The 13,823-nt window shown below is 65.3% G+C and carries 12 protein-coding genes and 3 pseudogenes; 3 read left to right on the top strand and 12 right to left on the bottom strand.

Going from position 1 to position 13,823, the window contains the following annotated elements; translation table 11 throughout:
• Positions 1-58: 58 nt before the first annotated feature.
• From EJ077_RS09840 to EJ077_RS09820, 5 genes and pseudogenes are all read right to left on the bottom strand, one after another.
• Entirely contained in the window at positions 59-940 is an 882-nt protein-coding gene (locus EJ077_RS09840; protein ID WP_210212162.1) for an EamA family transporter, read from the bottom strand.
• Between the two features lie 143 nt (positions 941-1,083).
• Positions 1,084-2,316, bottom strand: a pseudogene (gene arsK / locus EJ077_RS09835) (arsenite efflux MFS transporter ArsK).
• Entirely contained in the window at positions 2,303-2,716 is a 414-nt protein-coding gene (gene arsC, locus EJ077_RS09830) for an arsenate reductase (glutaredoxin) (RefSeq protein ID WP_208701558.1), read from the bottom strand. The pseudogene arsK and the gene arsC overlap by 14 nt, the downstream one beginning before the upstream one ends.
• Positions 2,713-3,420, bottom strand: coding sequence for an aquaporin (locus EJ077_RS09825; protein WP_208701556.1), 708 nt, complete (start codon positions 3,418-3,420; stop codon positions 2,713-2,715). The genes arsC and EJ077_RS09825 overlap by 4 nt, the downstream gene beginning before the upstream one ends.
• Positions 3,417-3,770 (bottom strand): ArsR/SmtB family transcription factor, encoded by a 354-nt coding sequence (locus EJ077_RS09820; RefSeq protein ID WP_208701554.1) that lies wholly within the window; start codon positions 3,768-3,770, stop codon positions 3,417-3,419. The genes EJ077_RS09825 and EJ077_RS09820 overlap by 4 nt, the downstream gene beginning before the upstream one ends.
• Before the next feature lie 42 nt (positions 3,771-3,812).
• Between EJ077_RS09820 and EJ077_RS09815 the strand changes: the two genes are divergently transcribed.
• Entirely contained in the window at positions 3,813-4,340 is a 528-nt protein-coding gene (locus tag EJ077_RS09815; protein WP_208701552.1) for a DUF6428 family protein, read from the top strand.
• Between the two features lie 134 nt (positions 4,341-4,474).
• Here EJ077_RS09815 and EJ077_RS09810 read toward each other — a convergent pair whose 3' ends face one another.
• Together EJ077_RS09810 and EJ077_RS09805 are read right to left on the bottom strand one after the other, a co-directional pair.
• Positions 4,475-5,161, bottom strand: a complete 687-nt coding sequence (locus tag EJ077_RS09810) for an aspartyl/asparaginyl beta-hydroxylase domain-containing protein (protein WP_208701550.1) — start codon at positions 5,159-5,161, stop codon at positions 4,475-4,477.
• A 58-nt stretch (positions 5,162-5,219) separates the two neighbouring features.
• A pseudogene (locus EJ077_RS09805) lies at positions 5,220-5,768 on the bottom strand (TolC family protein); the annotation flags it as partial.
• 2 nt (positions 5,769-5,770) lie between these two features.
• Between EJ077_RS09805 and EJ077_RS09800 the strand changes: the two are divergent.
• Positions 5,771-6,250, top strand: a pseudogene (locus tag EJ077_RS09800) (winged helix-turn-helix domain-containing protein); the annotation flags it as partial.
• Positions 6,247-7,488, top strand: a complete 1,242-nt coding sequence (locus EJ077_RS09795; RefSeq protein WP_208701548.1) for an ATP-binding protein — start codon at positions 6,247-6,249, stop codon at positions 7,486-7,488. The pseudogene EJ077_RS09800 and the gene EJ077_RS09795, both read left to right, overlap by 4 nt.
• Positions 7,489-7,571: 83 nt before the next feature.
• On the opposite strand, the gene EJ077_RS09790 is transcribed toward EJ077_RS09795, so the two are convergent.
• The 5 genes from EJ077_RS09790 to EJ077_RS09770 form a co-directional block, all read right to left on the bottom strand.
• Positions 7,572-9,032 (bottom strand): hypothetical protein, encoded by a 1,461-nt coding sequence (locus EJ077_RS09790; protein WP_208701546.1) that lies wholly within the window; start codon positions 9,030-9,032, stop codon positions 7,572-7,574.
• Between the two features lie 409 nt (positions 9,033-9,441).
• Positions 9,442-9,714: a cell division topological specificity factor MinE gene (gene minE, locus EJ077_RS09785; protein WP_023774842.1), complete on the bottom strand. Its 273-nt coding sequence runs from the start codon at positions 9,712-9,714 to the stop codon at positions 9,442-9,444.
• Positions 9,711-10,526 carry a septum site-determining protein MinD gene (minD, locus tag EJ077_RS09780; RefSeq protein ID WP_127870298.1) on the bottom strand — a complete coding sequence of 272 codons (816 nt, stop codon included), beginning with the start codon at positions 10,524-10,526 and terminating at the stop codon, positions 9,711-9,713. The genes minE and minD overlap by 4 nt, the downstream gene beginning before the upstream one ends.
• A gap of 164 nt (positions 10,527-10,690) precedes the next feature.
• Positions 10,691-11,536, bottom strand: coding sequence for a septum site-determining protein MinC (gene minC / locus EJ077_RS09775; RefSeq protein ID WP_208701544.1), 846 nt, complete (start codon positions 11,534-11,536; stop codon positions 10,691-10,693).
• Between the two features lie 229 nt (positions 11,537-11,765).
• Positions 11,766-13,811 (bottom strand): response regulator, encoded by a 2,046-nt coding sequence (locus tag EJ077_RS09770; protein ID WP_245458698.1) that lies wholly within the window; start codon positions 13,809-13,811, stop codon positions 11,766-11,768.
• Positions 13,812-13,823: the final 12 nt, after the last annotated feature.

The raw sequence follows: 13,823 nt of genomic DNA, 5'->3' as shown, positions 1-13,823 counted from the left end.
GCGAAGTCCATGAGGGAGCCGACGTCGCGGATCGGCGACGGCCGAAGAGACGGCCCCCCTACTCCGGTGAAGGCACCGGCGGCTTCGAGGTCAGCGCCGTGCCGGCGGCGGCCACGATCACGGCGGCGATGCCGGCCAGTTGCGCCATGGTCAGGCTTTCCCGCAGGAACAGAAACCCGGCCAGCGCGCCGAGCCCCGGTTCCAGGCAGGTCAGCGTGCCGTAGATGCGGGCCGGCATGCGGGTCAGCGCCACCATCTCCAGGAAGAACGGCAGCGCGCTGGAGAACAGGCCGACGAGCAGCGCGCTGACCAGGATCGACGGCGCGAGCAGGCCGCTTCCCGCCTCGGCTATGCCGAAGGGCAGCACCAGCACGGCGGCGATGGCCATGCCATAGGCGGTGGTGCGGGTGCCGAGCTCGGCGCCCGCCTTCTGCGCCAGCACGATATAGAGCGCCCAGAAACCGCCGGCGGCCAGCGCCAGCATCACGCCTACCGGATCAAGCGGCTGCAGCGAGTGGATGAAGGGCGACAGCAGCACGATGCCGGCGACCGCCAGCGCGATCCAGGCAAAGTCGCTGGCACGCCGCGAGGTCAGCGTCGCCACCAGCAGCGGACCGGAAAACTCCAGCGCCACGGCGACGCCGAGCGGGATCCTGGCGAGCGCTGCATAGAACAGAAGGTTGAGCGCGCAGAGCGTCACGCCATAGGCGACAAGCCACGGCAGAGTGGCGCGCGAGGGCCGCATCTGCCAGGGCCGCAGCACGGCGATCAGCATCAGCGCGCCGATGACCAGTCTCAGCGTCGTCGTGCCTTGCGCGCCGATCACCGGGAACAGCGTCTTGGCGAAGGTGGCGCCGATCTGGATCGACACCATGGCACCCATCAGCGCCGCGACCGGCAAGGGTGCTGCCTCGCGGCTGGCAACCGGCATTGATGTCACTTTGGTTCATCCTCCATGCCGGCAGGCGCGAAGGCCGACGGCATGGGAGATAGGGCAAACCGGCCCGCCTGTCGTGAGACAGCGCGGATGCCTCGATGGGGGCACGGCCAGATGGCATAAACCGGCGGGCAACGCGTCGGACATCACACCCGGTCACCGCGCGCCTCGGTCTTTCTCGGGATCGCCGCCAGCACCAGCAGCGCGGCACCGCCCAGAAGCGCCATCGCCGCGAGCGACCAGGCAATGCCGATATGCACGATGGCGAGTGCCAGGGCAAAGGGCGCGATGGCGGCGACGATCAGCCGGGCCGACATCACCCGGCCCTGCAGCCGGCCGTAGCCCTCGCTGCCGAACAATGTGAGCGGCAGCGAGCCGGTGACAATGCTAAAAAGCCCGTTGCCCATGCCGAAGATGACGGCGAACGCCATCGCGCCGGCGATGGAAGGCGCGGTGCTATCCAGCACGACCACACCGATTGTCATCAGGCTGGCCGAGATAATGGCGAGCATCAAGGGCGACAGCTTGCCGCCGAAGACCATGTTGATGAAACGGCTCAAGACTTGCGACGGCCCGAACAGCGTTCCCACGATGGCGGCGGTCGCGCCGAGGCCAAGCCCGGAAAGCAGCGGCACCATGTGCACCAGCACGGCGGCGGCGATCAGGTTCTGCAGCGAGAAGGCAATGACCATCAGCGCAAGGCCGAGCGGCCGCGCCGAGGCGGGAAGCGATCCCTTGATATGCCGTGGCGGCGCGGTTGCCGAACGCCTGCCCTTGGCAAGCCCATGCGAGAGCCAGGCGTGCAGCGGAAGGCAGACAAGCAGGTTCAGCCCGGCGAAGACAAGATAGACGCTCTGCCACCGCATATGTGCGTGCAAGGCCGACGTGATCGGCCAGAACACGGTCGATGCGAAGCCGGCGATGAGGGTGAGATAGGTAATGCTGCGTTGCGCGGCATGCGGCCTGATCTGCACCAGCAGCGCGAAGGCGGCGCCGTACTGCACCAGGTTCGATGCCACTTCGAGGACGATCAGCGCCGCCACGAAGGCCACGGCGTTGGGAGCGCCTGCACAGGCGGCGAGCGCCACGGCTGCCAGCAACGAGCCGGCGGTCATGATTTTTCCGGCGCCGAAGCCGTCGATCCAGCGCCCCAGCCAGGGCGCGGTCAGGCCGCCGATCAGCAAGGCGGCCGAAAGCGCACCAAAAATTCATTCGGTTGGCCACCCCAAATCCCTGGCCATGTCGGCTGCGAGGATGCTGAAGCTGTAATAGAGCGTGCCGTAGCCGATGATCTGGGTGACCCCAAGGGCGGCAATTGCGGCTATCGGCGCGCGTTCCGAGGCATCGAGGTCGGAAAGGCCCTGGTTACTTGATGCCACGGTCACCGGTTACCACCTCGCCATCTTCCTTGGTGAAGTGGGTCGCCGGATGGTCAAGCAGGTCGAGCACAAGCTCGGACGGTCGGCACAGCCGCGTCCCCTTTGGCGTCTCGACGATCGGCCGGTTGATCACGATCGGATGCCTCAGCATGGCATCGAGCAGCTGCTCGTCGCTCCATTTGGGATCAGCCAAGCCAAGCTCGGCATAGGGCGTGCCCTTTTCGCGCAGCAAGGCGCGCACCGTAATTCCCATGGCGGCGATAAGCTGGCGCAGGCGGTCCCGGCTGAGTGGTTGTTTCAGATATTCGATGACCACCGGCTCCTCGCCGCTCGCCCTGATCATGGCAAGCGTGTTGCGCGAGGTGCCGCAGTCGGGATTGTGGTAGATGGTGACGGTCATGGCGCGGCCTCGACGGCAAGAGGTTGGATTTCGGATTGCGGCTGCAGCAGCCACGTCATCAACGCCAGCGCGAAGCCGGCGCCGGCGAACTCGGCGGCGATGAAGCCGGGAAGACTTGCCGGGCTGATTCCGGAATACGTGTCCGTGAATGCCCTCGCCACCGCGACCGCGGGATTGGCGAAGGAAGTCGATGCGGTGAACCAGTAGGCGGCAGTGATATAGAGGCCGACCAGCCAGGGCACGGCCGCGCGTTCGAAGCGCAGGCCGGCCAGGATGACGGCGAGCAGGCCGAAGGTAGCGGCGCCCTCCGAAAGCCATTGCGCGGCGCCGGTGCGGCCATGCGTCGACAGCGCCAGCGGCGCCAGGCCGAACATCAGATGCGCGATCGCCGTGCCGGCAATGCCGCCGGCAAGCTGGGTCAGCATATACAAGGCGCAGTCGCCGGCCGACAGCCGGCGCAAAAACGTCAGGGCGAGCGACACGGCCGGATTGAAATGGGCACCGGATATCGGGCCGAGGATTGTGATCAGCACGACCAGGCTCGCACCGGTTGGCAGCGCGTTGCAGAGAAGTGCCAGTGCGCCGTCGGTCGTCAGCGACCGCGCGATGATTCCTGAACCGACGACGGTGGCCACCAGCAGCGCCGTGCCAAGGCTTTCCGCGACCAGACGGCGCGGCAGGTCGAACTGGCGAGCGGCACTCATTGGACCGCCTCTTTCTCATCGGCCGCGCAGCAGCCCGGCGCCAGCGCTGGCGCGCAGATTTCCGGCTTTCCGGAGCAGCAATCCTCCATCAGGAAGCGGATCAGTCCGCTCAGCGCTTCATACTCGGCGCTGTAGACCATGGACCGGGAATCACGGCGCACGCTTACCAGCCCTGCCCGTTCAAGCTCCTTCAGGTGGAAGCTCACATTCGACGCCGAGACCTCGACCTTCTCGGCGATGGCGCCCGCGGCAATACCATTCGGACCCGCGATCACCAGATGCCGCAGGACGCGCAGACGCGTCTCTTGCGAAAGGGCCGCGAAGGCGGACAGGGCTTGACGTTCATCCATATTTCAACAATCCTATAAATGTTGAAACAAGGACTACCGCACATGCTCGCCTCTGACAATCGGGAAATTGAACCCACTCCCGCCATCGCCGGTGATCCCGATGACATCACCATCGCTGGCTTGCTGGACTTTCTGGCCGGCCACAAGGACAGGCAGCTGGTGTTTTTCCATGATGGCCGGCCGGTGAAACCCGGCTACCATGTCACCGAGGTGAAGGCCGGCACATTCGCCGCGCTGGACTGCGGCGCCAATCCCGAATCCTGGGCCGAGATCTTCGTGCAGCTCTGGGACATCGACGAGGACCGCACGCATATGCCGGCCGGAAAATTCTCGGCGATCATCCGCAAGGTGACGGAGCATGTCGATCTCGACCCTTCCGCCCGGCTGACCTTCGAGGTCAGCGACGGCGCGCGCCCGATCGCGCTTTATCGGGCCGCCCTTCCCCGGCTGGTTGACGGCGCGGTGCATGTCGACCTTTCGCCGCGGCCGGCAAGCTGCAAGCCGCGCGACCGTTGGCTCGAGGAAGAGAGAAAAGCCAAGGCCTGTTGCGGGCCTTCCGCCTCGGCATAGCCTTGCTGCCGATAAGTCGCCCGCCCGGCAACTCGCCAAGGCAACAGAATGGCCCGCCTTCCCTGATCACCGTCACCGGATCGACATCGCTGTCGCTTCTCCTGGCCATGGATAGAGCAGCCGCGCCGCCGGGTTCAGCCGGAGAAGGACACGCCCCTGTGGCGCATCCCCGCCTGCACGCCCCGCACGATGAGCCGGGACAGGATTTCCATGTCCAGCGGCATTCTCGGACGCCAGACGTCGAGCAGCAGCGCAATGCGCGCCTCGTCGGCGTTGTTCATCACTTCGTGCGGGAAGGTGTCGTCCCATAGCATGCCTTCGCCATCCGTGATCCGCTTCTCCTGATGATTGATCATCATGATGGTCGCGGGGCGGCCATCGGCCTGCCGCGGAATGACTAGGCCGAGATGAAAGCGCATGATGCCGCGAAACGGTCCGCCATGACTAGGAATGTGTTTGCGTGGCGCCAGGAACGAGATGGCCGCCGATTTGACTTCGGGGCACTCGGCGAGCAACTGGCTCAGAACCGGCATCCGCGCCAGGTTCTCGAGAACCCCGATGTCGTAGGCCTTGAGCACGAACATGCGCCAGTCGAGGCCGTCATTGGCCGAGATCTCGGCCTGCTCCACCATGATGTCGTGGAAGCGCGGCGCCCCGCCCAGCCGCACCGCGAGCGCTTCGTCGCGTATGCCACGCCAGGCGGCGATGAATTTCGCCGCGTTCGGAAAATCGGTGGCGGCATCAAGGATAGCCGGCGCGTCTATGCGCCTTTCATAGACACGCCGGACCACGCCTGACGCAAGATCGTAGATGGCTGACATCTCATGGCCTCGACGACACTATAAACGGACAACCAATAGTTCGGATTACACGTTTTGTTCACCGCGCCGCCACCTTCGCCAGCCGCGGCCCGGTCTTGACGTCGACGATCTCGGGCTTGGCGGTATCGACCGCGCCGTCCCAGCCGCCGCCGAGCGCCTTGTTGAGGGCGATGTAGTTGGTCGCCAAAAGGACGCGGCTCTGCAGTAGCGAATCCTCGGCCGAGTAGAGCGAGCGCTGCGCGTCGAGCACGTCGAGAAGACTGGTCTCGCCCGCCTTGTAGAGCGTGCCTTCCAGCCGCGCCGCATCGCCATAGGATTTCGCCGACGCGGCGAGCTTGCCGATGCGGATGCGCTCCTGCGCCAGCGCAACGAGCGCATTCTCGACATCCTCGAGCGCGGTCAGCACCGAAGACCGGTAGGCGATGAAATACTGGTCGCGCTGCGCGCGGGCAACGTCGGCGGCCGCCTGCAACTGGCCGGCGTTGAACAGCGGCACGCTGAGCGCCGGCCCAAAGGACCAGCCGATCGACGAATTCTTGCCGAGGTCGCCGAGATTGAGAGCCGCCGTGCTGATGTTTCCCGTCAGGCTGACTAAGGGATAGCGGGCCGGCGCTGAAGGAGGATGTCGACCGCATCATCGGGCTGGAGCTCGGCGCCGACGACTATCTCGGCAAGCCGTTCAACCCGCGCGAGCTCACCGCCCGCATCCGCGCCGTGCTGAGGCGCTCGACGCCGGAGGAAGTGGCACCCGCGCCGCCGCCCCGCGCCTACCGCTTCCCCAGCTACAGGCTGAAGCCCGACACCCGCAAGGTGACGGATGCGCAAGGCGCGGCCGTCGACCTCACCGGCGCCGAATTCGACCTGTTGCAGGTGTTCCTCGACCGCCCCGGCCGGCTGCTGTCGCGCGACCAGCTGCTTGATCTCACGCAAGGCCGCGAGCGCGACCCGCTCGAACGCTCGGTCGACGTGCTGATGAGCCGGCTGCGCCGCAAGTTCACCGACACCGGCGACGGCCCGCTGTTCAAGACCGTGCGCAATGGCGGCTACCAGTTCACCGCGCGCGTCGAGACGGTGGAGGCGCAGGCGTGAACTCGCTGCGCCGGCGCCTCATCCTGCTGCTGGTCGCCTCTATCGTCGGCGTCGTCGGCCTGGCGACCGCCGCCGTCATCAGCGTGCGCGGCGGCGGACCGCCGCCGGAACTCGTCGTGCCCTGGGTTGCCCAGCAGATGGAGCTCGTGGTGCGGCTGCTGCCCGGGCCCATACCCGACGTGCTGCGGGTACAATTCAGCGACCGGCCGGCCGACGGCAAGGTGGACCGGCAGGAGACGGCGATGCTCAATGATCTGCTGCGCCGTCGCGGCTTCGACGCCCTGGCCGTCGTCAGCGACAAACCGGATGAACCCGGCCAGCGCGCCTCGATGCGCCTGCCAGACAGCCGTTGGGCGATCCTGGAAATTGCCCATATCGATCCGCCCAGGCGCGAATGGCTGGTGCTCGCCGGCTGGATCTCGCTGATCGTGGCCGGCGCCACCGCCGTCTCGGTCTATTTCACCGCGGTGCTGATCCGACCGCTCGAAATGCTGGAGGCTACCGTCTCCAAGATCGGTTCGGACGGCGTGCTGGCGCCGGTGCCGGAGGTGGGCTCGGCCGAGGTCAAGGCGACGGCGCACGCCCTGAACCAGCTCTCGTCGCGGCTGAAAACCGCCATGGAGAGCCGCATGCGGCTGGTGGCCGCCGCCGGCCATGACCTGCGCACGCCGATGACGCGCATGCGGCTGCGCGCCGAATTCCTCGACGAGGACCGCGACAAGTGGCTGCACGACCTCGACGAGCTCGACCGCATCGCCGACAGCGCCATCCGCCTGGTGCGCGAAGAGGTCAACCAGGATGCCGTCGAGCCGCTGGACCTGGAAAAGATGGTGCGCGACATATCGGCCGAGTTGGCCACGCTCGGCCATTCGGTCGCCATCGGCCATCTCGACAAGGTTTCGGTGCGCGCCGGCGCGCTCGGCCTGCGCCGCGCGCTGCGCAACCTGATCGTCAATGCCGCCACCCACGGCAAGGCCTGCACGGTCGCGCTCGACCTCTCCGAAAGGCGCGCCGTGCTCTCCATATCGGATGTCGGCCCGGGCATTCCGCCCGACCTCATCAACAAGGCCTTCGAGCCCTTCTTCCGCGTCGACCCCGGCCGCCAGCAATTCATTCCCGGCGCCGGCCTCGGTCTCGCCATCGCCAAGGAAATCATCGAGCGCTACGGCGGCACCGTGACGCTGGAGAACCGCCAGGGTGGCGGGTTGGCGCAGACCGTGGTGTTCGCGGCGGTGTAATTGCCCGGTGCCGCATGGTGGAAGGCGGCCCAAAGCGGGATGCCGCCAAGCAATGGGGCCGCAACCCCCGCATGCGAAGCGCGCTAGGACGTGGCGCGCAGATTCCTGCGGATGGACCGCCTGCCCGCTGCACGGGCTTTCTCGGCCACCACGGCGGCGATCTCGACCACCTCGCCCTCGCGCGATCTGGCGTTGGTGGCCTTGTGGAGCCGCTCGTAGGGCAGCAACTCCTTGATCCGGGCATTGAGCGATGCGATTTCGGCCCGCAGGTCCTCGCATTCCTGCCGCTGGACATCCCGTTGTATGTCCTCGGATGCCTGTTGCAGCGCGAGTTGCGAAAGATTGGCGTTGGCTTTCGAGAGGTTCAGCTTGTCGGTTTCGTTCTCATTGGCGAGCGCGGACAATCTTTCCTCGGCGATCTTCTTTTCGGCCACTGTGTCGTCCAGCTCGGTCTTGAGCCTGGCGATCTCGGCGGCGGCCGCGCTGTTCTCGTTCGAGGCCCGCTCCAGCCGCGATTCCAGGTCTTGTATCTCGGAACGCAACCCGCGCACTTCCGTCTGGCCGCGAGCCCGTTCGGCTTCCCAGTCGCCTTCCATCATGCTGGCCGATTCGGTCTTTTCCGCCAGCTTCGCCTGTGTGGCCTCGAGCGACTTCTGCAGCCGCATCTCCTCTTTCTCGCTCTTTGCGAGCGCGGCCAGCAGTTCGGCGAGCCGCGCCGCTTCGCTGGCGTGGATTGTCGAAAGCTCGTCCAGCCTGTGGCGCGCCTGGGTCTCCCGCTTCAGCACCTTGTCGAGCTCGGCCGACAGGGTGACATGCTTTTCCCGCAGCATCTTGCTCTCGCGCAAGCGCCGGTTGGCCTCGACCGTCCTGGCCGTCAGCCGGTTGGCGATATCGCCGAATTCCGCGTCGCGCTTGGCGCTGGCATTGGCCGCCTCCGCGAGTTCGAGCCTTACCGCAGCAAGCGTTGTGCGAAGCGTCTCGCGGTCCTGGACCAGGCTTGTCTCGCGCTGCTGCAGCAATTCGCACGCGCCGTCCCGCTCGCGCAGCTTCGCCGCCGTGTCGTGCAGTTTTTCCGACAGCGTTCTCTGCTCCGCGATCAGGCCGGCATTTGCGAGCTCCAGCTCGTTGGCGCGAAGAATGTCGGTATGGAGGATGTTGAGGAATTCGCGCGTCAGATGATGCGAGGTCGAGATTTCCGACAATTTGCCGTTGATCTCATCCAGATAGTCCCTGGCGTCGTGGAACATCCCCTCGAAGGCATTCAACGCCGCCAGCCGGGTCTGGGTATGGGGTGTCAGTCGTGGCGTGGTTTCGGCGGTGTCGGCGCTGCCCGTCCCACACGCAAGGTCCGCATCCGCAGGCGCCGCGTCTGCCTGGGGTGGCGAGGCGTCGGCGGCTGACGCGGCTTCGGGGACATCGTCGCCCGTTGGCGTCTGGTATTCGCTGTCGAGGCTGGCATCCAGGGCGTCCGCCAGATCGTCCTGCAACTCCTGGAGTGCGTTATCCACGTCTTCAGCACGCTTGATCAGGTTCTTGAAGTTCATCGCGAACTCCCCTTTACGCATACTCAACCGAATATTTAACAATTTGCTAATATATATCCTTACTCCCGCCTGTTCCGCAGGGGAAGCCCCTGTTAGCGAACGTGAACTAAGCACATTGGCTATCTGGATGCCGGGCAGCCAGTGCCTATGTCGGTGGAAGGCGTACTGGGGAGCGGCCGGGACACCGCCGGGCCGGAATTCCTCGCCGCCATGAAATGAGGGGCCGAAGGACGGGCGAGACTCGTGGCTCGCCCGGCAAGGCGGCTCGGGCGAAGCCCGAGACGGAGTGGGGGATGGCGCGGCCTTGAAATGGTAGAGGGAACCTGCCAGCGCCGCGCAGCCCCTGTCCGCCTCGCTGCGCGAGGCACCTCCCCCACTCACGTGGGGGCGAGGAACCAGTCGTGCTAACTCACCCCGCCATGGCCAGCGGCACGGCGCTCTTGTTGGGGATCTGGATGTCGATTTCCAGCGTCGACATGGTCTCGCCGCGGTCCATCGAGACCTGGAGGTAGTCCTGGTCGATCTGCACGTGCTTGGCGATCACAGCCATGATCTCCTCGCGCAGGATGGAGACGAGATCGGGCTGGCCACGGCTACGGCGCTCATAGGCGAGCAGCACCTGCAGCCGCTCGCGCGCCACCGGCGCGCTGGTGCGCCGCTTGAAGAGGTCGAGGATGCTCATGCGGCCCTCCTTCCGAGCAGACGGTCGAGGAAACCCTTGCGTTCGAAGGGCACGACCACCGGCAAATCTTCGCCTTCCAGCCGCCTTGCCGCTTCGAGATAGGCCTTGGCTGCGTTGTTGAGCGGTTCCGACAGCGTCACCGGCGAACCGAGGTTGGAAGCCCTCAGCACATCCTGGCTTTCCGGGATGATGCCGAGCAGCGGCACCGACAGGATTTCCAGCACATCGTCGATCGACAGCATTTCTCCGCGCGCGGCGCGCGCCGCGTCATAGCGGGTGACCAGCACGTGCTTGGCGATCTGCTCGCCCTGTTCGGCGCGCATGGTGCGGGCGTCGAGCAGGCCGATGATGCGGTCGGAATCGCGCACCGACGACACTTCCGGATTGGTGACGATGACCGCCTCGTCGGCGAAGCGCATGGCGAGTTGCGCGCCGCGCTCGATGCCGGCCGGGCTGTCGCAGAAGACATAGTCGAACACCGAACGCAGCTTGTCGATCACCTCGCCGACGCCATCCTCCGTCAGCGCGTCCTTGTCGCGCGTCTGCGAGGCCGGCAGCAGGAACAGCGTGTCGACGCGCTTGTCGCGGATGAGCGCCTGCGACAGCTTGGCCGTGCCCTGGATGACGTTGACGAGGTCGAACACGACGCGCCGCTCGGCGCCCATGATCAGGTCGAGATTGCGCAGGCCGACGTCGAAATCGACCAGCGCCACCTTCTTGCCGGTCTTGGCGACCGCGGCACCCAGCGCGGCCGTCGAGGTGGTCTTGCCGACGCCCCCCTTGCCCGATGTGACGACCACTACCTTGCCCATGGAAAAAGCCTCCGTTGCCTATTGTCGTTTGTTGTGCCGTGCGCCGCACGGCTGTTGTCAGAGCCTGCCATCATGCCATGCCAAACCGGTCCGAAGCTTGCGCGCGGTGCCTCGGCGCCTGTCCGGGCCGGAAGCGTGAAGCCGGGCGCCAGCATCCCTCGGCCCTAGTTCAGCGGCACGACGGCGAGCATGTCGCCTTCGAGGAAGGCCTGCACGGCCTTGCCGCGCGAGACGCCTTCCATCTCTTCCGCCGTCGTGTACCAGCCGTCGACCGAGATCAGCTCCGCCTCGTTCCTGCGGCAGAAGATTCGCGCCGACCGGTTGCCCTGCGAGCCGGCGATGGCGCGGCCGCGCAGCGTGCCATAGACATGGATCGAGCCCGCCGCGATGATCTCCGAGCCGGACGCCACCGAGCCCAGCACGATGACATCGCCATGCGGATGGAAGATCGACTGGCCCGAGCGGATCGGCGACTTGACCATCAGCGTGCCGGCCTGCACCGCGTCAGTCGCGCCGGCGTCCTGTCCAGCCTTCGCTGCCTTGCCCTTGCCGGCCTCGGCCTTGATTTCGGCGGCCTTGCCCTCGTCGGGCTTGCCGGCGTCCTTGCCGCGATCCGAAAACACCGTTTCCAGTCTGCCGGCTTCTTCCACGGCCTCCGCCTTGCCCTTGCGGCCGGAAAGCAGGCCGTCCGAAGTCGCCTCCTTGGCACCGGAGAGCAGCGGCGGCAGGTCAAGCCCGAGCGAAGCCCCTTCGAGCTCGATCGCATAGACCCGGATGCCGCGCGCGCCGAGCGAAGCCACCAGCAGCGCGATGTCGGCGACCTCGGGCTTCAGCACATTGAGATCGAGCACCACCGGCCGCCCGGCAAAATAGCCCGGCGAATTGCCGATCCAATGATCCAGCCCCTCCAGCCAGGCCCCGATCGGCGCCTCCGGGGTGAGCGTGAACGCCACGAACGAACGGGCGCGGAAGCGAATGGATTTTGTTTCGACGGGGGCGGCAAAGGTCACGGCCAGCGAATCCTTACTGAGAGGTAAACGCTAGGGGCTAATGGTTAACGAATGGTTAACGGAGTGCGCAACTCGGCAGCTGGTGCGAGAAATTGGTAGGTCGGCTAAGCGCCCTGCGGATACGGCCGACGACAAGCTGATGTCCAGTTACGGCTACAGGCGAACTGCCAGCCTGCAGAATGCGGAAAAGAATAATCGAACACGGCGCGGCTGCCCATGAAGCAGGGTATCAGCGGCGACGCGAAGCCGATCGAATGGCAGCAACCAAATGGGCGTCTTCGAAAGGTTTGCTTATCAACGCCACGTCGGGAGGGCGATCCGAGATCTTCTCGCCATCGGCGTAGCCCGTGATGATAAGCGCTGGCCAATCCGCGCGCAGGCTTCGGGCGAAGCGGATGACGTCGATGCCCGAAATGAGCGGCATGGCGAAGTCGGTTACGATGACGTCGAAGCGCTCCGGTTCCTTTTCAATGGCGGCCAGAGCCTGGGCGCCGCCGGAAAACGCCGTCACGTCGAAACCTGATTGCCGCAGCGACATCGCCGTCAACTCACGCAGGGACTGACTGTCGTCGACGAGCAGAACAGTCGGCAACTGTTCCTCGATCGTCGCCGGGAGACCCGCGCCGGAATTCGTGACGGCACTGGCTTCGAAAACGGGCTCGTCCCTGGCGGCGTCTTGCGTCCCGCGTGAGCGGGGCAACCAAAGCTCCATGGTGGTGCCGCGGCCAACTTCGCTGTCTATCCTGAGCGTGCCCCCAGACTGCTTGGCGAAACCATAGACAGTGCTGAGGCCAAGGCCCGTACCCTTGCCGATCGGCTTTGTCGTGAAGAACGGCTCGATCACTTTGCTGATCATATCCGCGGCGATACCTGTCCCGGTGTCCTCGACCGCAAGCCTGACATAGTCGCCCGCGCCAAGCCCCTGGCCGGTGTGGCCAATGCTGCGATTGTCGGCCCTGACGGAGATTGTCCCGCCCGAAGGCATCGCGTCGCGGGCATTGAAGACCAGGTTCATCAAGGCAAGCTCGAGCTGTGCCGGATCCGCATGCACCGGCCATATGTCGTCACCAACATGCCAGTCGAAGCGCACCAAACCACCCAGGATCGGCGCCACCAGACCGGTCATCGTGTCTCCCAGGCTGGACATGCGCACGGCAACCGGCTTCAATTCCTGGCGCCTCGAAAAGGCGAGCATGCGCTGGATGAGATCCTTGCCCTGAGAAGCGGAGCGGCGCGTCATGTCGAGAACCTGGGCCGCCTTGCCGTCGAGCCTCACTTGCCTTTCGAGCAGGCTCAGCCCGGAGAGGATCGCCGCAAGCAGGTTGTTGAAATCGTGGGCAAGTCCGCCGGTCAGCTTGCCGATTGCATCGAGCCGCTGCGATTGCAGCAATTGGCCTTCCAGATGACGCTGCTCGGTAATGTCCTGCATGGTACCCAGCAGTTCGAGCCCGGCGCCATTCCTGGCGACCACACCCTGGTCGAAGAATATCCGGTATTCCTCATTGGCGCATCGCCAGCGGAACTCGCAAGCATAAGAGCCTGTCTCGTGGGCAGCCGAAAGCGATCTTGTCACTGCGTCCCGATCAGCGGGATGGACCCGGCCGATGCCGAAATCGGGATCCGCCATGAAACGGTCCGGAGAAAATCCCGTTAGCCGCTCGACCCCTTTGGAAACATAGCTCGCAGCGTATGGCGCCTCCGCCGCGCGGGCGTGAAAGCAAATCGGGAGCGAAGTGAGGATCGTCTCCTGCCGGGCTTCGGAATGCCGCAGCGCGCGTTCGGCATTGAGTTTGTCGGACGTCGCCTTCAGCGCGCGTTCAAGCAGCAGTTGCTCCCGAGCAGCGTTCCGTTCGATTTCTCTCGTCTTCTCATAGAGATCGACGAAAACCATAACCTTGGACCGCAGCATCACAGGGTCGAATGGCTTGAACAGGTAATCCACCGCGCCGGCATCATAGCCGCGCAACATATGCGCTTCTTCCTTGTTGATGGCGGTCAGGAAGATGATCGGCGTGTTGTTCGAACGTTCGCGCCTCCGGATCAGCGAAGCGGTTTCGTAACCGTCGAGACCGGGCATCAGCACATCCAGCAGAATGACCGCGAAGTCGTCCTTGAGCAGAAAGCGCAACGCCTCGTCGCCGGACTGGGCGCAAATCACTTGCCCTACCCCGGCAAGTGCCTGCTCTATGGCAAGCAGATTTCGCGCGTCGTCGTCGACAGCGAGAACGCGAACCGGCCCCAGGTTTTCGAACGGTTCGCTGCTTTCTGCTTCCATCGCGGCCATCTG

Source organism: Mesorhizobium sp. M8A.F.Ca.ET.057.01.1.1 (assembly GCF_003952565.1).
Lineage (GTDB): Bacteria > Pseudomonadota > Alphaproteobacteria > Rhizobiales > Rhizobiaceae > Mesorhizobium.
The sequence above is the reverse complement of the archived record's forward strand: the minus strand, read 5'-3'. Positions and strand labels throughout refer to the sequence as shown.

Excerpts from the sequence above, each read along its gene's own strand:
- arsC (WP_208701558.1), bottom strand. The coding sequence starts at position 2,716 with ATGACCGTCACCATCTACCACAATCCCGACTGCGGCACCTCGCGCAAC.
- EJ077_RS09825 (WP_208701556.1), bottom strand. The coding sequence starts at position 3,420 with ATGAGTGCCGCTCGCCAGTTCGACCTGCCGCGCCGTCTGGTCGCGGAA.
- EJ077_RS09820 (WP_208701554.1), bottom strand. The coding sequence starts at position 3,770 with ATGGATGAACGTCAAGCCCTGTCCGCCTTCGCGGCCCTTTCGCAAGAG.
- EJ077_RS09815 (WP_208701552.1), top strand. The coding sequence starts at position 3,813 with ATGCTCGCCTCTGACAATCGGGAAATTGAACCCACTCCCGCCATCGCC.
- EJ077_RS09810 (WP_208701550.1), bottom strand. The coding sequence starts at position 5,161 with ATGTCAGCCATCTACGATCTTGCGTCAGGCGTGGTCCGGCGTGTCTAT.
- EJ077_RS09790 (WP_208701546.1), bottom strand. The coding sequence starts at position 9,032 with ATGAACTTCAAGAACCTGATCAAGCGTGCTGAAGACGTGGATAACGCA.
- minE (WP_023774842.1), bottom strand. The coding sequence starts at position 9,714 with ATGAGCATCCTCGACCTCTTCAAGCGGCGCACCAGCGCGCCGGTGGCG.
- minD (WP_127870298.1), bottom strand. The coding sequence starts at position 10,526 with ATGGGCAAGGTAGTGGTCGTCACATCGGGCAAGGGGGGCGTCGGCAAG.
- EJ077_RS09770 (WP_245458698.1), bottom strand. The coding sequence starts at position 13,811 with ATGGAAGCAGAAAGCAGCGAACCGTTCGAAAACCTGGGGCCGGTTCGC.